Origin of the sequence: Streptomyces sp. NPDC056128, assembly GCF_042263835.1 — a bacterium.
Classification (GTDB): domain Bacteria; phylum Actinomycetota; class Actinomycetes; order Streptomycetales; family Streptomycetaceae; genus Streptomyces.
Map to the genome: position 1 here is coordinate 94,963 of NZ_JBHJVQ010000021.1, position 21,322 is coordinate 116,284.

The 21,322-nt window shown below is 69.1% G+C and carries 18 protein-coding genes and 2 pseudogenes; 6 read left to right on the forward strand and 14 right to left on the reverse strand.

Going from position 1 to position 21,322, the window contains the following annotated elements; translation table 11 throughout:
* Nucleotides 1-37 precede the first annotated feature (37 nt).
* Nucleotides 38-4,333, reverse strand: a complete 4,296-nt coding sequence (locus ACFC1X_RS29270; protein WP_376358986.1) for a S8 family serine peptidase — start codon at nucleotides 4,331-4,333, stop codon at nucleotides 38-40.
* A gap of 93 nt (nucleotides 4,334-4,426) precedes the next feature.
* Here ACFC1X_RS29270 and ACFC1X_RS29275 point away from each other — a divergent pair, with 93 nt between their 5' ends.
* Nucleotides 4,427-5,380 carry a helix-turn-helix domain-containing protein gene (locus ACFC1X_RS29275; RefSeq protein ID WP_376358989.1) on the forward strand — a complete coding sequence of 318 codons (954 nt, stop codon included), beginning with the start codon at nucleotides 4,427-4,429 and terminating at the stop codon, nucleotides 5,378-5,380.
* A 34-nt stretch (nucleotides 5,381-5,414) separates the two neighbouring features.
* Here ACFC1X_RS29275 and ACFC1X_RS29280 read toward each other — a convergent pair whose 3' ends face one another.
* Nucleotides 5,415-6,191 carry a MerR family transcriptional regulator gene (locus tag ACFC1X_RS29280; protein ID WP_376358992.1) on the reverse strand — a complete coding sequence of 259 codons (777 nt, stop codon included), beginning with the start codon at nucleotides 6,189-6,191 and terminating at the stop codon, nucleotides 5,415-5,417.
* A gap of 220 nt (nucleotides 6,192-6,411) precedes the next feature.
* Here ACFC1X_RS29280 and ACFC1X_RS29285 point away from each other — a divergent pair, with 220 nt between their 5' ends.
* A complete protein-coding gene (locus tag ACFC1X_RS29285; RefSeq protein ID WP_376358995.1) occupies nucleotides 6,412-7,638 on the forward strand; it encodes a serine hydrolase domain-containing protein in 1,227 nt (408 codons plus the stop codon).
* Nucleotides 7,639-7,726: 88 nt separating this feature from the next.
* Here ACFC1X_RS29285 and ACFC1X_RS29290 read toward each other — a convergent pair whose 3' ends face one another.
* Together ACFC1X_RS29290 and ACFC1X_RS29295 are read right to left on the reverse strand one after the other, a co-directional pair.
* Nucleotides 7,727-8,242 carry a cupin domain-containing protein gene (locus ACFC1X_RS29290; RefSeq protein WP_376358998.1) on the reverse strand — a complete coding sequence of 172 codons (516 nt, stop codon included), beginning with the start codon at nucleotides 8,240-8,242 and terminating at the stop codon, nucleotides 7,727-7,729.
* Nucleotides 8,243-8,297: 55 nt separating this feature from the next.
* Entirely contained in the window at nucleotides 8,298-9,080 is a 783-nt protein-coding gene (locus tag ACFC1X_RS29295) for an alpha/beta fold hydrolase (RefSeq protein WP_376359000.1), read from the reverse strand.
* A 118-nt stretch (nucleotides 9,081-9,198) separates the two neighbouring features.
* On the opposite strand from ACFC1X_RS29295, the gene ACFC1X_RS29300 reads away from it, so the two are divergent.
* The 3 genes and pseudogenes from ACFC1X_RS29300 to ACFC1X_RS29310 all read left to right on the forward strand — a co-directional run bounded on the left by ACFC1X_RS29300 (nucleotide 9,199) and on the right by ACFC1X_RS29310 (nucleotide 11,062).
* Nucleotides 9,199-9,699 carry a MarR family winged helix-turn-helix transcriptional regulator gene (locus tag ACFC1X_RS29300; protein WP_376359003.1) on the forward strand — a complete coding sequence of 167 codons (501 nt, stop codon included), beginning with the start codon at nucleotides 9,199-9,201 and terminating at the stop codon, nucleotides 9,697-9,699.
* A 263-nt stretch (nucleotides 9,700-9,962) separates the two neighbouring features.
* Nucleotides 9,963-10,202, forward strand: a pseudogene (locus tag ACFC1X_RS29305) (ANTAR domain-containing protein); the annotation flags it as partial.
* A 224-nt stretch (nucleotides 10,203-10,426) separates the two neighbouring features.
* Complete coding sequence (locus ACFC1X_RS29310; protein ID WP_376359006.1) at nucleotides 10,427-11,062, forward strand: chloramphenicol phosphotransferase CPT family protein; 636 nt, start codon at nucleotides 10,427-10,429, stop codon at nucleotides 11,060-11,062.
* A 651-nt stretch (nucleotides 11,063-11,713) separates the two neighbouring features.
* On the opposite strand, the gene ACFC1X_RS29315 is transcribed toward ACFC1X_RS29310, so the two are convergent.
* On the reverse strand, nucleotides 11,714-12,160 hold the full coding sequence (locus tag ACFC1X_RS29315; RefSeq protein ID WP_376359009.1) for a hypothetical protein: 447 nt from the start codon (nucleotides 12,158-12,160) through the stop codon (nucleotides 11,714-11,716).
* A gap of 735 nt (nucleotides 12,161-12,895) precedes the next feature.
* On the opposite strand from ACFC1X_RS29315, the gene ACFC1X_RS29320 reads away from it, so the two are divergent.
* A complete protein-coding gene (locus ACFC1X_RS29320) occupies nucleotides 12,896-13,084 on the forward strand; it encodes a hypothetical protein (RefSeq protein ID WP_376359011.1) in 189 nt (62 codons plus the stop codon).
* A gap of 94 nt (nucleotides 13,085-13,178) precedes the next feature.
* On the opposite strand, the gene ACFC1X_RS29325 is transcribed toward ACFC1X_RS29320, so the two are convergent.
* The 9 genes and pseudogenes from ACFC1X_RS29325 to ACFC1X_RS29365 all read right to left on the reverse strand — a co-directional run.
* Nucleotides 13,179-13,463 carry an MGMT family protein gene (locus ACFC1X_RS29325; protein WP_376359012.1) on the reverse strand — a complete coding sequence of 95 codons (285 nt, stop codon included), beginning with the start codon at nucleotides 13,461-13,463 and terminating at the stop codon, nucleotides 13,179-13,181.
* Nucleotides 13,460-13,998: pseudogene (locus tag ACFC1X_RS29330) on the reverse strand (DUF488 family protein). Before ACFC1X_RS29330 ends, ACFC1X_RS29325 begins: the two are co-directional and overlap by 4 nt.
* Nucleotides 13,999-14,004: 6 nt before the next feature.
* The gene (locus tag ACFC1X_RS29335) at nucleotides 14,005-14,214 is read right to left on the reverse strand and encodes a DUF2945 domain-containing protein (protein WP_376359015.1); all 210 of its coding nucleotides are present in this window, start codon (nucleotides 14,212-14,214) and stop codon (nucleotides 14,005-14,007) included.
* 113 nt (nucleotides 14,215-14,327) lie between these two features.
* The gene (locus tag ACFC1X_RS29340) at nucleotides 14,328-15,254 is read right to left on the reverse strand and encodes a LysR family transcriptional regulator (protein WP_376359018.1); all 927 of its coding nucleotides are present in this window, start codon (nucleotides 15,252-15,254) and stop codon (nucleotides 14,328-14,330) included.
* Between the two features lie 42 nt (nucleotides 15,255-15,296).
* Complete coding sequence (locus ACFC1X_RS29345; protein WP_376359020.1) at nucleotides 15,297-17,057, reverse strand: FUSC family protein; 1,761 nt, start codon at nucleotides 17,055-17,057, stop codon at nucleotides 15,297-15,299.
* Between the two features lie 130 nt (nucleotides 17,058-17,187).
* Nucleotides 17,188-17,847, reverse strand: a complete 660-nt coding sequence (locus tag ACFC1X_RS29350; protein ID WP_376359023.1) for a hypothetical protein — start codon at nucleotides 17,845-17,847, stop codon at nucleotides 17,188-17,190.
* Between the two features lie 81 nt (nucleotides 17,848-17,928).
* The gene (gene fdhD / locus ACFC1X_RS29355; RefSeq protein ID WP_376359026.1) at nucleotides 17,929-18,774 is read right to left on the reverse strand and encodes a formate dehydrogenase accessory sulfurtransferase FdhD; all 846 of its coding nucleotides are present in this window, start codon (nucleotides 18,772-18,774) and stop codon (nucleotides 17,929-17,931) included.
* Nucleotides 18,762-21,095, reverse strand: a complete 2,334-nt coding sequence (locus ACFC1X_RS29360; RefSeq protein WP_376359029.1) for an FdhF/YdeP family oxidoreductase — start codon at nucleotides 21,093-21,095, stop codon at nucleotides 18,762-18,764. Before ACFC1X_RS29360 ends, fdhD begins: the two co-directional genes overlap by 13 nt.
* 40 nt (nucleotides 21,096-21,135) lie before the next feature.
* A partial coding sequence (locus tag ACFC1X_RS29365; protein WP_376359032.1) for a hypothetical protein occupies nucleotides 21,136-21,322 on the reverse strand: 187 nt, incomplete at its 5' end.

The following is a 21,322-nucleotide window of genomic DNA, read 5'->3' on the forward strand; positions in this document are numbered from 1 at the left end:
GTGACGGCCGTCCCGGTTCGTGTCCGCGTCCCCGCGATCAGCGGTCGAGTTCCAGGCGGTACACACCTCCCTGCTCGGTGCCGACGAACAGGTCGTCGCCGTCCCGGGTGGCGGCCAGGCTCAGGACGTCCTTGTTCGGCATGGAGCGGGAGATGTTCTCCCAGGAGCGTCCGCCGTCCGTCGAGCGCAGTACGCCGCGTCCCGCGTGGGGCGTGAAGTCCCTCCAGCGTGTCGTGGTGCCCGCGTAGAGGGTGCCGTCGACGGCGAGGAGGTCCGAGACCTGGATGCGCAGGTCACCGGTGTCCGCCTTGGTGAAGGTCTTGCCGCCGTCCGTGCTGTGGCGGATGGCCGTACCGCCGGTGATCATCTTCTTGCCGCGGAACACGATGGAGTCGACCTCGTAGTCGGCGACCTGGGTCACGGTGACGCCCATGTCGTCCGAGTAGGCAAGACCCCAGTAGCCGGCGAGCCAGATACGGCCCTTGACGTTCGGGTCGACGACCATCTCTTGGTAGGAGCGGCCGTGCGGGACCGTCTTCCAGGTCTTTCCGCCGTCGGTGGTGCTGTGGACTCCAGCGCCGTCCTGCCGCGCGTACGAGACGACCATGCGGTCGGGGTCGGCCGGGTCGACGAGGAAGGAGGTGGCTCCGCCTTCCAGGGCACTGATCTCCTGCCAGGTGCGGCCGGCGTCCGAGGACTTCTCGACGTGGCTGCCCATGAGGTCGCCGCGCACCCGCCACACCTGCTTCGGGTCCTTGAGCGGCGCGACCAGACCGGTGATCGACCCGCCGATCGTGCCCTCGCCCCGCGCGTCCCATTCGGGGCTGCGGACGGGCAGGTCGGTGCGGTATTCGCCGGCGAGCAGGACGTCGCCCGCGGCGGTCAGCTCGGGCACGCTGCCGCCCTGCACGCCGAGGCGCCGGTAGCCGCCGTCGTCGGTGGAGCGGTAGAGACCGGTGACGTCTCCGATGGTGTAAGAGCCGTCGCTCCAGCGGTCGTAGTCGGTGACGACCGTGCCCTGTACCGGCTGCTCGGTCTCCGTCCACGTGCGGCCGCCGTCGCGGCTGACTGCGCCGGTGCCGGACAGGTCGTCGTGGTAGATCCCGCCGCCCTGGACGTCGAAGAGCCCGCTGAAGCTGCGGCTGGACTTCTCGACCGTGCGCCCGCCGTCCCGGCTGATCCACAGGCCGTTCTTCTTGCCCTGGGCCTTGATCGCGAGGAGCTCGCCGTCGACGTCGAACCCGCCGAGGTGGGTCTCGCCGGTCTTGCCCTCGAACACCTTCTCCGCCTGCGCGTCATGCCCGGTGGCGAAGTCGCGGATCACCCAGATCACCTGGCCCGCCCACAGGTACAGGTCGTCGCCCCCGAAGCGGGTGTCGGCGACCCGGCCCTCGATTCCGTGCTCGGCGAGGTCGATCCGCTGCCATGAAGTGCCGCGGTCCGTGCTGACGTAGCGGTCCTCGGTCGCCGCCTCGGCGAGCAGTGTCTTCGCCTCGGGATCGGCGCTCAGCTCGGTCCAGGGCAGTTGCGGGGCGTTCATCCGCTGCCAGGTCTTGCCGCGGTCCTTGGTCTCCAGGAGTGCGCCGCCGGCCGGGAACGCGGACGGGTGGTCGCTGCGCACGGCCTGCCACCAGTGCTCGGGGTCGTCCGGGTCGATGACCAGGGACGGTTCGCGCTTGAGGTTGCTGACCGGGGTGTTGTGCATCGGCTGCCAGGTCTTGCCGCTGTCCGTGGTCAGCCAGGCGCCGCCGCCGCGGGTGCCCTGCGTCATGACGGCCTGCCCGGGCTTGCCCGGCACGAGCTGAGTGGTGCCTGCCGTGCTGTTGGGGCCGATGGGCTGCCACTTCTTCTTGCCGCCCGCCTGCTTCGAGGTGACCTCGAACGCGCCGCTACCGTGCTGGCGGATGCCCGCGGCGGTGGTGGTGTCCACCGTCATGGTGTGGACGCCGTCCCGCAGGCCGGTCAGGTCGGCCTGGTAGTAGTACGGGTTGCTGGTGGCCCGCGTGGCGACGGTGAAGTCCCGGCCGCGCGGCGGGTCGACCTTGAGCTTCGGCGCGGTGTTCAGGCTGGTGGGCGAGTAGACGTAGACCGTGGTGTCGCCGTCCGTGGTCGGGTCGACGGCCGCGTCCACGCGCAGCGGGAGCGCCGCCATCAGATACGGAACGGTGATCTTCCCGCCCTTGTCGGGCGTCACGGTGACCCGGCCGCTCAGGTACGACGACGACGCGTCCGTGATGTCGGGCCGCTCCCGCTCGACCGTGAGCCGGATCTCCGCCGTGCCGCCTGCCGGGAGGGTGACCTTCTTCGGCGAGACGGTGGCCGGACCGCTGACGCTCACCTTGCCGGTGACCGCCTTGTTGCCGGCGTTGTGCACGGTGACCGTACGGGTGCCCTCGACCTTCTCGCCGTCCATGTGCGGCAGCCGGAAGGACACCGTGGGCGGGGAGGCGGACAGGTCGGTGGCGGCCGCCGCGGCGGTGTCCAGCCGGCCGCTGCCCTGAGCCTGCGTGTCGGGGCCGCTCAACGGGTCCACCGAGCCGATGAGCTGCGCGCCGATCTGGGCCGGGGTGCGCCGGGGGTAGAGCTGGTGCAGCAGGGCGGCGGAACCCGCGGCCAGCGGGGACGCCATGGAGGTGCCGGACTGACGCAGCACGCCACCGGGCACGATGCTCTCGGGCACAGTGGAGCGGATCTCCACGCCGGGTGCGACGATCTCCGGCTTGAGGTCGAGTTCCCGGTCGGGGCCGCGGGAGGAGAACGAGGCCATCTGGTCGGTGGCGTCGGTGCTGCCGACCACGAGCTCGGCCCCGGTCTCGGCGAGCTGGGCGAGCTGGCGGCCCTGCTCCATGCCGACGCCGATGATCGGCAGCTTGTCCATACGAAGCGAGTCGCCGGACTCGGCGGGCGCCACGGTGGGTGCTGCGGCGTTCGCCCCGGCCAGGAACTCGCCCCGGCGCTCGCCGCTCTGGCGGCCTTCCGCCTCCGGCTGTTCGTCGAGCGGGTTGGTGCGCGTGCGCCCGTTCATGGCGACCGGACCGCCGCTGGTGGAGACGCCTCCGATGACCGCGACCGCGCCCTGCTTCTCCGCCTCGCGCCAGATGGCCAGCTCCTCGGCCCACACATCGTACGGATCGACCGCGGGCGGGATCGCGATCAGCACCACCTTGCCCTTGACATCACCCACGCGCTCCCAGTCCTCGGGAGCCCCCAGGCCGAGGTTGACCATCGGTGCGGTCACCGGCTCGGTGGGCGGGTTGGCGGAGCGACCGCCGCGGTAGGCGATCAGCTGCTCGCCGCCGTCGACCTTGACCACGGGCTGGCGGATGCCGCTGGTGGACGCGCCGACGGCGATCACGCCGGGGGCGGCGGCCGGGGAGCCGACGCTGTAGTAGCCGGGTCCGGTGTTGCCGGCCGAGGTGAAGACGAGCGCGCCTGCCTCGACGGCCTTGGCGGCGGCCCGGGCCACCGGGTCGTCACCGTGGCCCAGCGGATTGCCCAGGCTCATGTTGATGATGTCGGCACGGTGCGGATTGGCCGGGTCCACCGCGGCTTCGAGCGCCGCGATGATGTCCGTGTCCTCACCGCTGCCGTCGGCTCCGAGCACCTTGTACGCCAGCAGTTGGGCGTCCGGTGCGGCGCCGGTGACGCCGCCTTCGCCCGCCGCCTTGGCGGCGACGATCCCCGCGACATGTGTCCCGTGGCTGTGGTCGTCCATGGGGTCCTCGTCGTCGTTGACGAAGTCGTATCCGCCGACGACCTTGTGGCCTTCGCCGAAACCGCCGCCGAGATCGGGATGGGTGTAGTCGACGCCGGAGTCGAGGACCGCGACGGTGACTCCCTTGCCGGTCGCCTTGGTACCGGTGGGGTCCTTCCGTTCCCACACCTTCGGCACTCCGACGACCTCTTGGGCGTCCACGTCCTGGGCGCGGAATACTCCGGCGGGTGTCACGGACCGCACCCCCGGCAGCTTTGCGAGCGCCGCGGCATCGGACGGATCGACGGTCATGGAGACGGCGTTCAGCAGCAGATCGTGCTTGCGGACGGACTTGGCCTCGACGCCGGCGTTCTTCGCGTCGGTGAGGAAGTCGCCCTGCTGGTCGGAGACGGCCTTGCGTTCCGCGGCGACATCGGCGGGCTTGGCACTCCTGGCGGAGCCGGGAGCCGCCTCCAGGGCGCCGGCGCCGTCGAGTTCGACGATGACGCGTTGCGGGCGGCCGGGGGAGCGTGACGCGGAGGCGTCGTCGGCCGCGGCGCCGGGGACCGCGGTGAGCAGTCCGCCCAGCACCGCCGCCGTCAGTCCTATGTGGACAGATCTTCGGGGGGAGTTTGGCATGTGCAGAATTAGTAGTCGTAAGTACCGACGGGGAACAATGGCCTGGGGGTGGCCCATTGCGGCCGTTGGCACCCTTGGGCCACCATCGCGGTCATGGCCCACGAACTCGCCGCCGTCGGTGTCGACGCCTTTGACGAAGACGTCTACCGAGCGCTTCTGTCCCGCCAGGCGGCCGCCCCCGGTGAACTCGCCGCCCAACTGGACACCTCAGCAGCACGCGTGGCCCGTGCGCTTGGCCGGCTCCACGACCGCGGACTGGTCGGCCGCCTCTCCGGGCACCGGCTGCGCTACGCCGCCATCGACCCCCACCACGCGGTGGATGCCCTGATCCGCTCCCGGAACGCCGAACTCGACCGCGTGCGCAGTGCCGCGAACCACCTGGCCCGCCTGTTCGAAGCCGCCCAGCACGGCGACGCCGACGAGGTCGAGATCGTGCAGGGTAGCGAGGCCCTCGGCCGCTGGTTCGTGCGACTGCAACAGGAAGCGCGCGACGAGGTCTGCACCCTTGACCGTCCGCCGTACGCCCTGACCACCGCCAACCCGGTGGAGAAGACCGCCATGGAGAAAGGCGTGGTCTACCGGGCCGTCTACGCCCCGGAGGCCCTGGAGTGGCCCGGCGTCCTCGACGACATCAAGCACCTGGTGGACCAGGGCGAACAAGCCCGGGTACTGCCCGGACTACGGGTGAAACTCGCCCTCGTGGACCGCCGCGCCGCCCTCATGCCACTGTCCCTGGACCTGACCGACGTACGCGCGGCGGTCATCCGCCCCTCCGCACTGCTCGACGCGCTCGTCGACTACTGGCAGCAGTGCTGGCACCGAGCGACACCACTGCACGCCCAGGACGGCGCGGCGGACGAACCGGCCGAAGAAGACCGGATGTTGCTCTCCCTCCTGGTCAGCGGACTCAAGGACGAAGCGATAGCACGGCAGTTGGGCTGGTCGCTACGGACCATGCGCCGCCGCATGAGCCGACTGCACCAGCAACTGGGCGCCACCAACCGCTTCCAGGCCGGCGTCATCGCAGCCCGACGACAGTGGCTGTGACAACCGGTGCGGCGACGGCTCTGCCGGGCGGCCGTCACCGACTTGGCACGGTGACGCCTGCGGCGCGCAGCTTCGCCTCGATCAGCGAGTTCAAGCGGGCGATGGACGGTGACTCGTCTTCCCGGTGGTGGTTGACCATGGCGTACCGGGAGGCGGCGTCCGGCTGGTTCTGAAACCCGGTCGGGATCGCCAGCAGGGCGCGGTCGGCCAGCAGCTTGTCGGCCAGCGCGGAAGCCAGCTCCTCGATCCGTGGGTCGGCCGGATCCCAGGCCTTCGCGTCCCAGCCGCGCTTGGCCAGATCGACGGACTCGGGATCGTCCAGCGAGTGTTCAAGCCGGGTCAGGAAGCTGTCGAAGATCTCCGGGACCAGCGCCCGGGCCAGCACCAGAGCCTCGCGTTGACTTGCCACATAGTCGGGGCTGAAGTCGAGTTCGACGAGCCGGTCCAGGACCGCGCAGGCCCGGTCGGGCAGCAGGGCCCGGTCGCCATGGTCGAGACGGTGCAGCCTGTCGCGGCGCGCGGTCAGGTCTTCGATCCGTTCGGTGAGCTGGTGATGGATGGAGTCCAGGGTGGCGGCGAACGTCTTGGGATCGGCGTCGAGCAGGTCACCGATCTCGGCCAGCGGCACGCCGGATGCGGCCAGGGTCCGGACCTGGACCAGCCGGAACAGCTCGCTCGATCGGTAACGGCGGTAGCCGGACCCGTCGCGATCCGGCTCGTCGACCAGGCCGAGCCGGTGATAGTGCCGCACCGTCTTGATCGTGATACCGACGAATGCCGCCGCCTGACCGATCGTGAGTCCGTCTGCCATCGGCCCAGCACACCTCCAGATCGTGGACGGCCGCGGTCCCGCGGACCCCGTCGGCGACGGCCGGGAGTCCGGACGATCACTGAGGCGAGGATAGCGCGCACCGGATCGGGTTGACCTTGCCCTTGGGTCAAGGCCGCAGGCTCTTCACAGGGCAGCTCGAAGGGCCAGGAAGCCACCAGGGCAGCCGTGACAACCAACACTTTGAACAGGGAGATTCATCATGGGGACGAGCACCAGCGGCTTCTCCGACAGTGGACTGCGCCGACTGCACGAGGTGCTGGCAGGGCATGTCGAGTCCAAGAAGATTCCCGGCCTGGTCGCGCTGGTCAGCCGCGGCGGCCAGACGCACGTCGAAGCGATCGGGACGATGCGTCATGACGGTGGCGCGCCCATGCGCCGGGACACGATCTTCCGGATGGCGTCCGCGTCCAAGCCGGTCACGATGGCGGCGGCGATGGTCCTGCTCGACGAGTGCCGGCTGCGGCTGGACGACCCGGTGGATCCGTGGCTGCCCGAACTCGCCGACCGGCAGGTGTTGCAGCGGCCCGACGGACCGCTGGACGACACCGTGCCCGCGCAGCGGCCGATCACCGTTCGGGACCTGCTCACCTCTACCTTCGGGCTCGGAGTGGACTTCGAGTCGATGGCGTCCCCGATCAGGGCAGCGACCTTCGAGCGTCTCGACTACAGCGTGGCGTCCGCGCCGGCACCGGAGCCGGACGAGTGGATGCGCCGCCTCGGCGAGCTGCCGCTGCAGTACCAGCCCGGAGTGCGGTGGCAGTACGACCTCAGCAACGAGGTCGTCGGTGTGCTCGTCTCCAGGGTCGCGGGGGTGTCGTTGGAGACGTTCCTGCGCGAGCGCATCCTCGACCCGCTGGGGATGAAGGACACCGCCTTCCACGTCCCCGCCGGCAAGATCGACCGGCTGCCGCCCCTGTACGGGCCCGACCCACAGACCGGCGAGTTCGTCGTGTGGGACGAGGCGGCAGGGGGGCGGTCCAGTACGCCTCCCGCGTTCCAGGGCGCCGGCGGGGGTCTGGTCTCCACCGCCGACGACTACCACGCCTACTTTCAGATGCTGCTGAACCACGGGATGCACGGGAGTGAGCGGATCCTGTCCCGGGCCGCCGTCGAGCTGATGACCACCAACCGTCTGTCTCCCGAGCAACGTGCCGCCCGGGACACCATGTTCAGCAACGTCGCCCACCTGTCGTCCGGCCAGGGAGCCACCGGCGGCTGGGGCTTCGGGATGGCGGTGCGCACCGTTCGCAGCGACTACGCGCCCGCCGGCCAGTTCGGCTGGTTCGGCGGTACCGGAACCACCGCCTACGCGGATCCGGCCAATCAGCTCACCGGGGTCCTGCTCACCCAAGTCGGACTGTCCACCCCGGATTCACCGCGTGCCATGAACGACTTCTGGACCACGGTGTACCAGGCCATCGACTGACACCGAACTCGACGATTGCGCTGCCGACCAGCAACATGACGGCGCCCAGCGCGGCGATGCGGTCGGGTGGCGGTGGTGGTGAGGGCGACTACACGAAGAAGCTGTCGTGGCGCACGAAGAACTCCGCGCGCTCCTCTTCGCTGAGGCCGTCGAGCCGGGTGACGCCTTCGAAGTAGTCCTCGCGGGGCGCGCCCGGGGCGAAGAGCATGAGCATGGAGGCGGGTTCTCCGGACTCGTTACGGAAGGCGTGCAGCCCGCCGACCGGCACGTACAGGTAGTCGCCGGAGGTGGCGTCGATCCAGCGCCGCCCGTCGAAGAGCCGCATGGTGCCGGACAGGATGAAGAACGACTCGGACATGGCCTTGTGGAAGTGCGTGCTGGGCCCGCCGAACTCCGGACCCATGTCCACCCGGTACAGGCCGTACTCCCCGCCGGTGGAGACGGTGGTGGACAGGTAGTGGTAGGCGGTGCCCCGGGAGACGTTGGGGCCGTCGGTGGCGACGGGCTGGGAGACGAAGTCGGGCGGGGCCGTCGCGGGGCGGAAGTCGGCGTTGATCTCGCCGTGTTCACCGAAGTAGCGGGGGTCGGGGTAGGACACGGTCACTCCTTGGGCGTACGAGATGGAAGGGAAGGGCGAGAAGGGGGCGGCGGGCGCCGGGTCAGCCGTCGAGGAAGTCGTGGGTGAGCTTGATGAGTTGGGTGGGGTCGGCGAACCAGTCCATGTGGCCCGCGTCCGGGATCTCCACCAGCCGGCTGCCGGCGATGCCCTCGTGCAGCTGCCGGGAGCCCTCGACGGGGATCATGGCGTCGCCGCCGAAGCCGACGACCAGGGTGGGCGCGGTGACCGCGGGGAGCAGGTGCCTGATGTCCAGCTGTCCGGCAAGGTCGATCTGGCGGACTATGCCGGCCGGCGGCCAGGGGTCGGCCAGCGACTGGGCCAATCCGTCGTGGCCGAACAGGTCCAGCGTCGCGGCGCTGAAGCCGGTCAGCGCCGAGAACCGCTTGAGCAGTTCGCGGTCGGTGGCGAGCACCTTGCGCCAGGTCTCGAAGTAGTAGCGGTCGCGTGGTCCGCCGGAGTGCGTCCAGCCGCCGACCAGGACGAGCCGACGCACCAGGCCGGGGTGGGCGGCGGCGACTGCGGCGGCGGCGACCGCGCCGAGGGAGAAGCCGAGCAGGTCGACGGGGCCGTCGGAGGCGTCGCGTACCGCGGCCGTGACCTGGTCGGCGATCAGGTCGACGGTCAGCTCCGCACCGTCGTCCTCGGTCCGGCCGCTGCCGCTGAGGTTGGGCCGGACGACGGTACGGGTGTCGGCGAAGTGGCCCACGACGTTGCCGAAGACCTTCTCGGCGTCGCCACCGACACCGTGCACCAGGGCGAGTCCGGGGCCTTGGCCATCGACCTCGTAGTGGACGCGGGAGTTGCGGGCAGGGGTGAACGGCATGACCGTCTCCTTCGTTGAGCGCCGATTAAGTGAGTGCTAAGGTAAACGAGACTTGAGTGAGCGTCAATTAAATGAGCGCTCAGCTATCTATGGCGGCGACGGCAGGACTGGAGGACCCATGGCGGACGCAGTGGAGTCAGTGCTGGAGCAGTGGCAACGGGAGCGCCCCGACCTCGACTTCACGCCGATCGGCGTCGTCGGGCGGGTCATGCGGCTGTCCCGACTGTGGGACAAGGAGATCAAGGACTTTCTGGCCGGACACGGCCTCGAACCGGGCGAGTTCGACATCCTGTCCACGCTGCGCCGCTCCGGGGAGCCCTACGAACTGACTGCGAAGACCTTCCTCAGGGCCTCGCTCGTCACCACCGGGGCGATCACCCTGCGGGTCGACCGCATGGCCGCCAAGGACCTGGTCACCCGCGTGCCCGACGCCACCGACCGACGCTCCGTCAAGATCCGCCTCACCCCGAACGGCCTGACGGTGATCGACCGGGTCCTCCCTCTCCACCTGGCCAACGAGGCCCGCCTGCTGCAGGGCCTCGCCCCCGAGGACCGCCAACGCCTCGCCACCACACTCGCCGCGGTGCTCGAGTCTCACGGCGACACTCCCGCCCGCTGATGCCGAGCGCCGTGTACGCCGGAACCGGGAGCCGCACCCCTGGACGCCGACTTGCTTGCCGCCAGGCGGGACGAGATCGGCGGCCACCCCGACGGGATCACCGCGCGGTTCGAGGGCGTCTACGGCGCCTTCACACGCGAGGTCTGGACCGACTCTGCCCCACGTCGCGCGGTTGCGCGCGGCCGCGTTCCACACACGTCGGGCGGTCCCCGGATGCCTTGCTGTGAGGGTAGCTCTCAGTGCGGAGTGATGGCCGCAGACCGCTGCTCCACACCGACGAGGAAGAACTCGGCGCCCTCAACGCCTACTCTCACAGACCCGGCCTGTTCACCGAGTCCGACTGACTGCTCGCCTCCCACGCCGCCGTCGCCCTCACAAGCGCCCCTACCCAGGCCCGGATGGAACAGGCCGTCGCTACCCGACACCTGATCGGCGAAGACATGGGCATCCTCATGGGCAGCCGTCACCTCACCGAGGACCAGGCCGTCGACGTGCTGCGCCGCTTATTCGCAGGTGAGCATCGGGTTCCCGGGTTCCCTCCACACGGCCTTCAGTACTTCCACGGCCCAGCTGTTCCCCCAGATGCGCTCACTCGTCACCCCCGGATGGTCGTCTGCCACATGAGTGCGCAGAGGGGAAGGCTGGCGCCGAGGCAGGCATCTGCCGTGGACCTCGTTCAAGGGACATGATGATCAGACGTCGTTGGCAGCAGCGAAGGAGAGCCCCGATGCCCGGATTCGATGATGACAGCGTGCCTGAGTCGGCTGCGGCCAGCGCCAGTGCTGCTCAGGCCCGAGGCGGGCGGATCATCTTCCTGAACGGGACGTCCAGTTCAGGGAAGTCCAGTATCGCGAAGGAATTGCTGCAGGTCCTGAACGGGGGGCCGTACTTCCACATGCCGGTGGATGCCTTCCACGCGATGCGAGCGCGCCGTGAGGTCTCCTCTGACGAGTTGCCCCACCTTCTTCGACGCACCTGGATGGGCTTCCATCGTGCTGTCGCCGGTATGGCCGCAGCCGGAAATGACGTGGTGGTGGATCACGTACTGAGTGAGGACTGGCGGCTGCTGGACTGTCTCAGGCTCTTCACGGCCAGGGATGTGGTCCTGGTAGGGGTGCACTGCTCGCTGGAGGAACTGGAACGGCGCGAGCGAGAGCGCGGCGACCGCCCGACGGGCCTCGCGGCCCGCCAATTCCATCACGTACACGCGCACGGTCTGTACGACATCGAGTGCGATACGACCACGGCCAGTGCCGTGGACTGTGCCCGGCAGATCAGCGACTTCCTGCCGCAACGACCGGTGCCAACCGCGTTCGAGCAGCTCACAGCGAAGCTGCGCCCCGATCTAGCGGCCGCTGACTGATGCGCCGCCGCGCTTTCATCTGGCGCTTGAGCATCTTGGTGCGGTTGCACATGTCCTTCGAAAACGCCGCGGTTCCAGGGCAGGATGAGGCTGGCGATGACGGCGTCGCGTTCGCGGTCGATGCCTGCGGCGAGGGTGGTGTGGAGGCCGGGAAGGTTGTCGTCGCGGACGGTATCGAGACTCTCGGGGAGCTTCTGGCCTTGTCGCTGGGTGAGTGTCTGAACGAAGGAGCGGACGTGTCCGACGGTGCGGGGTGTGGGGCGGGGATGCGGGAAATTCGGTCGATGGCTTGCACGGCACAGTCAGTTTCCCGGGTGGTGGCTACGGGGCGGCCAGCCCGTAACCGGTTCAGGTCCGCTCCATGGTCTGCGGCCCACACCATGACCCCGCTGCCCCGATCTTCCGCCCCTCATGTCGCAGACCTGGGGCCGGGTTCCGTTGTCTGCCCGTCCGACAGGCGCGCCCTCCGCAGCCGTCGTCCGGGCGGCAGGGGGCTGGTCGGCCAGATAGCGGGGAGCATGGCCGCACGATCTACGCGATCCATCGAAGACGCCGCTAACCGCATCGAAAAGATCGAAAAAGGTCCACAATCCCTCTCCAAGTTCTATGCCGGACTAGAGAGCCACTGGGTGGTGATCCCGCCGGCGGTCTTCATGCCTTGCCCTGGGAGGACGCGGCGCCGCAGTCGTAGTCGTTCACGGCGTCGAAGGCGGGACGGTTGCGCTCGCCGTACACGGGATCCACGACATCACGCGCCGTGGCGCCCGACTTCAGATTGCTTGCCGAGGTATCGATCGCCTTGAGTACCGTACGGAAGTGCTTGGCCACGTCCGGCGGCGCGCTCGCCTGCATCGTCTCACCCATGTTGGCGATCAAGGCGGCCTTCCTCCGCAGCTCTTTGAAGTCCAGCGGCTCCCCTTCGATCGCCGCACCCACTTCGGCGCTGTAGGCGATGACGCCGACCTGGAAGGTCGACAGATCAAGGCAGAAGGCCGAGGTTGCCGTGGCGCTTGGCCGTGTGGTCGGCGTGCTGGACGAGGCCGGGGCTGATGCCGGGGGCGCGGACTCCGGGGAGCTCGAACAGCCTGCCATCGTCATTGCGGCGGCGATCGCGAGGATCCATCTGCGTGGAGCTGCCTTGGGCGGAGAACAGCCAACGGAATCCGGGAGGAGGCCCAGAGTTGAAGCCTCATGCTTTGTGAACCAGCATTCATCAGACACGGGCAGATACCCTTCGGTGCCGCCTAAAGGCGGCATCATCATGACGTAAACAGGCAGCGATTATTGATAGAGGGCAGGAAGGCCCTGCCCGCACATTTTCTCGGCGGTCTTTTGCGCACCGTCCCGTCGCTCTTCCGTGGGCCCGAAGTCGATGACGAGGCCGCCCGAGGCTTCTGCTCGGCGATGTAACGCGCTACCGCAGTGCTGGCGGTCGCCCACTTCGTCAGTGACACCGAGGGAGGCAGCTTCCGTCGCCGGAGAACTGGCAGGAGGCGAGGCGGTTGTCCGCGGTGCTCCCTCCTGTCCGCGTCCGTCGGGGGACTGGTGGGAGCAACTGGTCAGGGCGAGCGCCAACACCGCCAGCGCGGAGATCGCCGCCGTGAACGGCTCACGCATGGATCTCCTCCGCCGTCATTGGTGGTCTGTGCTCCCAGGAGTACAACGCGGTCGGCAATTGTTCAGCAGCACGACCAACTGCGTGAACAACTCCCGATGGGCCCGTCCCTGCTGGCGTCCGTACCATCCGACTCATGACAGTGGGGAGGGTTCGGCCAGCAGCTGCAGGACCTACCGGTAGGCGGCCGCCTCCGGGAGGCGGTCGGGGCTGCGCACATGCATCAGGGCCCAGCCCTCGGCGTCGCCGTCATTGGCAACGTCTTCTTCTCCCACGCCGACGAGGGCCTCACCGACGCCCTCACCCACGCAGGCACTTGGGCGGCAGCCGCCTACATCTTCTGCGCGGTCCTGTGCCTGTCCCTGGCCCGCAGGGCCATCGGCAACCAGACCGAACCGTCCCGCTGACGCACCTCAACGGACCGGTGCCACGGCGAAGCTCTCACATGCACACAACGTAGGAACACCCGTGGACCCCGGCCGACGGAGGCGCCCGTGCGTGTCACGGCGGCCAGTGGTGACGCGCACGCGCCATGTCAACCCGCGCCCCGCGCATCGGCGTTCCCTCGTCATGGAGAAGGGCCGGCGCACGCCCACCGTGGCAGGAGGGCGGCGTTCCGTCCGCGTACACGACACGCCACCACGGCACGTTCTCGTCGAGAAGGCTCATGGCTCGCCCCACCTGGCGTGCACCGACACCGACCCTTTGACCGACATCGCCATAGGAGGCCACGGCACCCGTGGGGATCGAGCGCACCGCTTCCCGAACGTCGTCGACGAAGGTCACGGCACCTCCGGGTCGGGGGGCGGGTAGGTCAGGTGGCCGTCGCGGAACCGTGCGTTCTCGTTCAGGACGGCCGGCTTCGTGGCCGTCCTCGACATGATGTGCACGACCTCCACTCCGGCGACCAGCAGCGCATCAGTGATCAGCCGGCGGTGGCAGCGCCACGGCACCGCCTCGCTGCACATGATCGCAGGCCGCTCACGCTGCGCCAGGCGGATCAACTCGTGCAGGCCCTCTGCGAATTCGTCCCCCGCCATGTAATCGGCGTAGTCACGGAACGCCTTTACTCGCCACGCGCCATTTTCACTGTGGACGTCCTTGGGTGTGTATCGCCGCCCCCGAGCTGAGGAATCCAGCGGTAGGTGATGGTTGGCGGCAAATTCTTGACGACGGCCGACTGATTCCACTGGGGGTACTTCCTCGAAGAGGGGTAGGAGCGGACATCCGCCAGACAAGTGATGTCATGGGCGCGCAACATCTCCAGCACCTCGTCGAATGTGCGCGTCGAATGGCCGATCGTGTATACCCGGCTGGGCATCAGTCGCTACACCTTCGTCAGCGCATCTCCCTTGTGCATGGCGATATGGTCGGTCTTGTCGCTCTTTATTTCATATTGCGGGTCGTGCTCGGAGCAGTGACGGGTATAACCTTTGAATTCCACATCATGTGTATGCTTCTTAACGATGACGCCTTCGACGTGGCCGGCCTCGGAATTCCAGCGCACGTGGTCTCCCACGGTAAATTCGCTCGCCATTTCGGTCCCTCCGTCACGCGCCTCGGCTCTTCACGAATGCCAGAATCTCACGGGGGCAGGGCGACGGCTATCCGGCGAGTCAGTCGCCGAGGCGTGGAGCCAGGAGCCGGGAACTACTCGGCCGCCGGGTTGCCGGGCAGGCGCTCCAGCGCGGACGCCACGTCCGTGTGGCGGGCGACCTCCAACAGGGCGCGAGCCATGGTCGAACCCGGTTCCCGGGCGCTGACCACGAGACCCACCGGCACCGTCCCCGCCGGTTCGACCAGCGGCACCGCACGCATTCCCTGTGGGATTCCAAAGACGTGCAGCCATGTGTGTGGCACGATGCTGGCCCACCGGGCAGTCCGGACGTGGGCGAACAGTGTGGCCACCGAGTCGGTTTCGATCCGGGGCGAGGGACGCAGCCCGATCTCGGCGAACAGCCCGTCGATCACGCGCCGCCCCTGCATGGACCCGTTGAGCAGGCAGAGCGGCAACCGGGAGGCTTCCTCCCAGGTCGCGGTCGCTCGCTGCGCAAGGCCGTCGGCGACGTGTGTGAGCAGTACGTGGCGCTCCTCGTAGAGCGGGGCTGCGCGGAACTCGTCGGGTAGGTCCTGAAGGTAGGTGATGCCCGCCTCGATCTCGAAGTTGAGCAGTTGCCGGAGAATGTCTTCGGACTGCAGGTCGGCTCGAACCTGCACGTTCACCAGCGGGTGCATGGCGCAAAAAGGGGCGGTGAGGAGCGAAACCACACCCGATGCGGTAGGTACTGAGCCGATGCGCAGGGTGCCGCTCAGCCCGGTCCGAAGAGCGCCGACCTCATCCCTGAGTGCGTCACGGTCGGCCAGAATGCGCTGGGCCCAGACGACGATGCGCTCACCCTCGGGGGTGAGTCCCTCGTACTTGCGGGTGCGCCGGACCAGTGGAACGTCCAGTTCCTCCTCCAGCTTCCGGATCGCCTCGGACAGAGCGGGCTGGGAGACATGGCACGCCTGCGCGGCATGCGCGAAGTGGCGTTCCCGCGAAAGGGCGACCAGGTACTCGAGCTGACGAAATAGCACGCTGTGGGTCTACCCGACCAGTCGCTGAAAAGCGAACCGGCGTCACGTCCAGGGCCGGCTGTGCAGCTTTTCCAGCAGGTCGTACGCGTTCTCTTCGGCGGCGGCGACCTCGGCGGGGTCCAGTCCGGCGGGCCACAGTTCTCCGGCGGCCGCGTCGTCGGCTTCCCGTAGCTCGACCACGGCCGTGGCCAGGTCCGCCTGGACGGTGGGCGACGGCTTCGACGCAGCTTTGAGCGCCGACTCGCCACGTTGGGCAGACCTCCGGCACGCGGCGAGGGCGCGTTCGGTCCGTAGGGCGGCGTGGTCGTGGACGACCACCATCGCGCAGAGCAAGCCGACGACGATCCCCAGGAGGCTGCCCAGCAGCCGGTCGTAGACCAGCTCTCCAGCCGGTGCTGGTTCGGCGAGATCGCTGAGCAGGAGCGCGATGGGGGTGATGAACACGACCCCCAGGCCGTAGTTGCGCACCACGATGTACTCCAGCAGGAACTCCAACAGCACGATGACGAGGGCGAGCGCCACGGGGGTGGGGTGCACCGCCAGGACGGCGAGGGCGAGCAGTACTCCGAAGACCGTTCCGACCGTGCGCTGCACTGCTCGCTGGGCGGTGGTCCTCAGGTTGACGGAGTGCAGTACGGCGGCCGCCGAGATGGCCGCCCAGTATCCGTGCTGCAGGTTCAGGAGCACCGCCAGCCCGCCGGCCGCCGCGGTGCCCAGTGCCATGCGCAGCGCGGGAATGGCAAGGACGGCGACACGATCCGGAATGCCGAGGCGCCGTAGGCCCAGCAGCTCGGCCGCACGCTGTGCGACGGGATCGACCGGTGGCGTCCGGTCGGAGACCGTCGCTGACGTACCACGACCTCGGTCTCCCGGCGCCGAAGGCCCCGACGGCCCTGAAGACCCCGGGGGCCTGGAAGGTTCCGGAGGCCACGGCAGCTCGGGCAGCAGCAGGGGAGGCCTGCGACGTCGGTCCGTGAGAAGGCGAGCCTGCCGGCACAGGAGGACTGCGGTTCCCGCCGGGTCGGCGAGCCCATGGCGTGCCGAGCCGACCAGCAATGACCAGGACAGGTGGCTGAGCCGCACGAAGGCCGAGGTGTGGTTCTGCCGCAGCGACTCCGTGGCCGGTACGAGCCCGAGTGAGCGGTAGGCGTTGAGTACGGCATGGGTCGCCACGTGCCGAGCCCGGCCCGCAGCAGCCCCGGACGGCGCGACCAGCAGATCGGCCACGGCCCGCAGAGCCGCGGCCACGGCCAGTCGCTGCGGGCGGTCGGGGTGGATGAGCCAGCCTGACAGGCCGAGGGCCCAGGCCGCCACCGCTCCCGCGGCGGCCAGTGCGGTCTGGGGGAGGACATCGGCCCAGGGCGATGGGTCGTTGGCCGCCACGGCGAACGAGAACAGCAGCATGACCGCCCCCAGCCCGCTCAGTTGTGTCGCATCACAGGCCAGCTTCGCCAACCCGGCGACGACCGCCGTCGCCGCAACCACGACCGCAGCGCCGGCCCCGCCCTCCCACGGCCGGGCCCAGACACCCAGCACCGAACCGCAGCCCACGCATGCCGTCATGGCGACGGCGACGAGGGCGAGGGCGTGAGCGCGCCGTGCGTACGGCAGGTTGCGGCCGAACGTGGTCGTGAAGCCGCCCAGCATGGCGTACACCGCGAGGTCGGGGTGGCCCGCCAGGGTGAGGGGCAGGGCGAGCCAGCCCATGGCCAGTGCCGAGCGCGCTGCGAAGAGAAGGGCACCGTCTGCCGTGTGCAGGGCGAAGACACCGTGGGGCGCGAGTGTGCGGACCGCGTCGGCCATGAAGCGTCTGAAGCCGTGCCGGGAAATCGTCCGAAGGACGCGACGAGGGGAGAGCATGCTCGGCGGGTCACCTGTCGAACAACGGGGGTCGGGTGGTGGGGGAGGAACGAGGAGCCTGACCTTCAGCTCTTCAGCTTTCGGCGGCCGCCTCCTGGAGGTCCTGGTGCGTGTGGTCCATGACCTCACCCAGGTCGTCCAACGCGGGATCGAGTTCCTCCGCACGCGGCGCCACCCGCTGCAGGCAGTCGGTCGTCGCCAGGGCCAGATCGACCGCCTTGCCCTGCTGACCGTCGCTCAGCAACTCCTCGATGGTGAAGGAGAGACCGGCCAACGTCTCGTCGTTGGTCTGGGGTACCAGGTAGCCCTTGAGGCCCGCCGGGTACGGCTCCCGCTCCCGGTACTCGCGCAGAGCGGTGACGACGGCCGGGTTCTCGCTGTACTGGTCGAGGAGGCCCATCAGGACGTACAGCCGTGCCACCAACCGCGGCAGACCGGGGTACTCGTCCAGCCAGGCGATGAGCTCGCGCTGACCGCCGAGGTCGTCGATGAACCGGGACATGGCCTCGGCGAGCGTGTTCGGCTGGGACCAGTGAGCCGGCAGCTGCCGTGCCACCTGCTGCGCCAGTTCCTGCTGACCGGCTGGGGAGAGTGTCCCGGCCCCGAAAGCAGTGATCAGTTCCTGATCCACGCCGAAACCGGCGGGTGCGGAGCTGCCCTCGACGGCACGCGACACGTCACGTCGGATGCGCAGCAGTTCATCGCCGATCTTGCTGAACGGCTTCTCCCTCATGGAACCCTCCCGGTCCAGAGCGTGCATCCAACATCCTGGCGCCCGGCTCGGTCGGACGCGCGCCGGTGGCGACCATGTGGGTTAGGAGACGTGCGCACGGTGCCCCGGCCGCACACGTTCGGCGCCGGTGTAGACGTTCATCGAAGTGCCGCGCAGGAACCCGACCAGGGTCAGCCCGTTCTCCGCGGCCAGGTCCACCGCGAGCGAGGAGGGGGCGGAGACGGCCGCGAGCATGGGGATCCCAGCCATGAGCGCCTTCTGCACCAGCTCGAACGAAGCCCGGCCGCTCACCATCAGTACCGTCTCCCGCAACGGCAGCATGCCCGAGCGCAGCGCATGGCCCACGACCTTGTCCACGGCGTTGTGCCGGCCGACGTCCTCGCGCAGGCACAGCATCTCTCCGTCGGCGGCGAAGAGCCCGGCGGCGTGGAGTCCGCCCGTGCTGTCGAAGACCCGCTGTGCCGCCCGCAGGTGGTCGGGGAGGGCGGTGAGCGCTTCCGGTCCGATGCGCAGCGGGTCGTCGGCCACGCTCCACGTGGCCTGGGTGCGTACCGCGTCCAGGCTGGCCTTTCCGCACAGTCCGCAGGAGGACGTGGTGTAGAAGTTCCGCTCCAGCGACGCATCGGGGGCGGCGACACCCGGCCCCAGGGCGACGTCCACCACGTTGTACGTGTTGCCGCCGTCCGCCGTGGCGCCCGCACAGTAACGGATCCCGGCCACGTTGTCGGAGGCGCACACCACGCCCTCGCTCACCAGGAACCCGGCGGCGAGGTCGAAGTCGTCGCCCGGAGTACGCATGGTCACGGTCAGCGGGCGTCCGCCGACCCGGATCTCCATCGGCTCCTCGGTGGCAAGGGTGTCCGGGCGGCACGAGGACACACCGTCCCGGAACCGCAGCACCCTTCGCCGCGCGGTCACTCGTCCCATGACTCGGTGTCCGCCGGGACGTGCGCGGTGCCGTCGGCCGGGCGTACGGGCTCCAGGCGGACCACCACGCTCTTGGACGTGGGGCAGTTGCTGATGTCGGCGACGCTGTCCAGCGGGACCAGCACATTGGTCTCGGGGTAGTACGAGGCGGCGGAGCCGCGGCTGGTGGGGTAGGCGACGGCCCGGAAGCTCCGGGCGCGGCGCTCCGTCCCGTCGCGCCAGACGCTCACCAGGTCCACCTCAGCGCGGTCCGCGATGCCGAGGGCGTCGAGGTCGTCCGGGTTGACGAGTACGACCCTGCGGGCGTTGTGGATGCCTCGGTAACGGTCGTTGGGGGCGTACGGAATGGTGTTCCACTGGTCGTGCGAACGCAGGGTCTGCAGGAGCAGGTGTCCCTCGGGGACCTGCGGCATCGTGAACGCGTTGCGGGTGAACACGGCCTTGCCGCTCGGGGTCGGGAAGACTCTGCCGGCGACGGGGTTGGGCAGTCGGAAACCCCCGGGCCGGGCCACGCGGGTATTGAAGTCCTCGAAGCCCGGCACGACCCGGGAGATCCGGTCGCGGATCGTGTCGTAGTCCGCCTCGAAGTCGCTCCACGGCAGGGGCGGCGTGTCGCCGAGGGTCCTGCGGGCGAGCCGGCTCACGATCGCCACCTCGCTGAGCAGGTGCGGGGAGGCCGGCGGCAGCTTCCCCCGGGAAGCGTGCACCTCGCTCATCGAGTCCTCGACGGTGATGAACTGCTCACCCGTCGCCTGGACGTCCCGGTCACTGCGTCCGAGGGTCGGGAGGATCAGGGCCGTGTCGCCGCACACGGTGTGCGAGCGGTTGAGCTTGGTGGATATGTGGGCGGTGAGCCGGCACCCGCGCATGGCGGCCTCGGTCAGCGCGCTGTCGGGAGCCGCCCGGACGAAGTTGCCGGCGACGCCGAGGAACACCTTCGCCCGGCCCTCGTGCATGGCCCTGATGCCGTCGACGGCGTCCACACCGTGATGGGCGGGCGGGGTGAATCCGAACTCCCGCTCCAGGGAGTCCAGGAACTCCTTCGGCATCCGCTCCCACACGCCCATGGTGCGGTCGCCCTGCACATTGCTGTGGCCGCGCACGGGGCATGCTCCGGCACCCGGACGGCCGATGTTTCCGCGGAGCAGCAGAAAGTTGACGACCTCACGGATCGAGGGGACTCCGTGCTTGTGCTGGGTGAGGCCCATCGCCCAGCACACGATGACGCTCCGGCTCTCCAGGACCCGGTCGACGACGCTCTCGATCTCCTCGCGGGACAGACCGGTCGCTCGGAGAGTGTTCTTCCACGTGACCTGGCGGGTGTGTGCGGCGAACTCGTCGAATCCGGTCGTGTGGGCCCGGATGAAGTCGTGATCGAGTACGGCGCCCGGTGCGGCGTCCTCGGCCTCCAGCAGCAGCCGGTTGAGGGCCTGGAACAGGGCCAGGTCTCCGCCGGCCCGTATGTGCAGGAACTGGTCGGCGATCTGCGTGCCGCGGCCGATCACGCCGCGTGGGCGCTGCGGATGCTTGAAGCGCAGCAGCCCCGCCTCCGGCAGCGTGTTGACGGCTATGACCTTTCCGCCGTTGCGCTTGGTCTCCTCAAGGGCGGAAAGCATCCGCGGGTGATTGGTGCCCGGGTTCTGCCCCACGACGAAGACCAGGTCGGAGGTGTGAATGTCGTCCAGGGAGACCGTGCCCTTGCCCGTTCCCAGCGTCTCCTGCATCGCGAATCCGCTGGACTCGTGGCACATGTTGGAGCAGTCGGGCAGGTTGTTGGTGCCGTACGCGCGGGCGAAGAGCTGGAGCAGGAAGGCCGCCTCGTTGTTCAGCCGGCCGGAGACGTAGAAGAGGGCCTCGTCGGGGGAGTCCAGTTCCTGGAGTTCCCGGGCGAGCAGGCCGAACGCCTCGTCCCAGCCGATGGGCTCGTAGTGGGTGGCGCCGGGCCGCTTCACCATGGGCTCGGTGAGCCGCCCCTGCTGGTTGAGCCAGTAGTCGGACTTGGCGTCCAGCTCGGCGACCGAGTACCGCCGGAAGAAGTCCCGGCCGACGCGGCGAGAGGTGGCCTCGTCGTTGATGTGCTTGGCGCCGTTCTCGCAGTACTCGTTGCGATGCCGCTTGCCCGGCGCGGGCTCGGGCCAGGCGCAGCCGGGGCAGTCGATGCCCTTGGGCTGGTTGATGTTCAGCAGTGTCAAGGCCGTCCGTCGAACCGACGTCTGGCCCAGGGAGTACTCCAACGCGTGCGTCACGGCGGGCAGGCCGGTCGCCCAGGTCTTGGGCGGGCTGACGTGAAGGTCGTCGACGGGGTCCTCGATGCTGCTCATGTCCGCTCTGCCTCTTCTTTCGTGGCCACGGGAGCAGCTTTCATTCCTCCCCTGAGGTTGTCAAAGAGGTGATTTCGATGACGTGATAAGAGGCGCTTATCGGCTGGCGGAACAGTGTTCGGTCTTCTGTTTTAGCCTCGAAGTTTCGTGACGGGCCGCCGACGTAGTCGGTGGCCTGTTTCCGTGCCGTGAGTTGAGTCCGTGCAGGCGGAGGGCCCGAGTGTCGT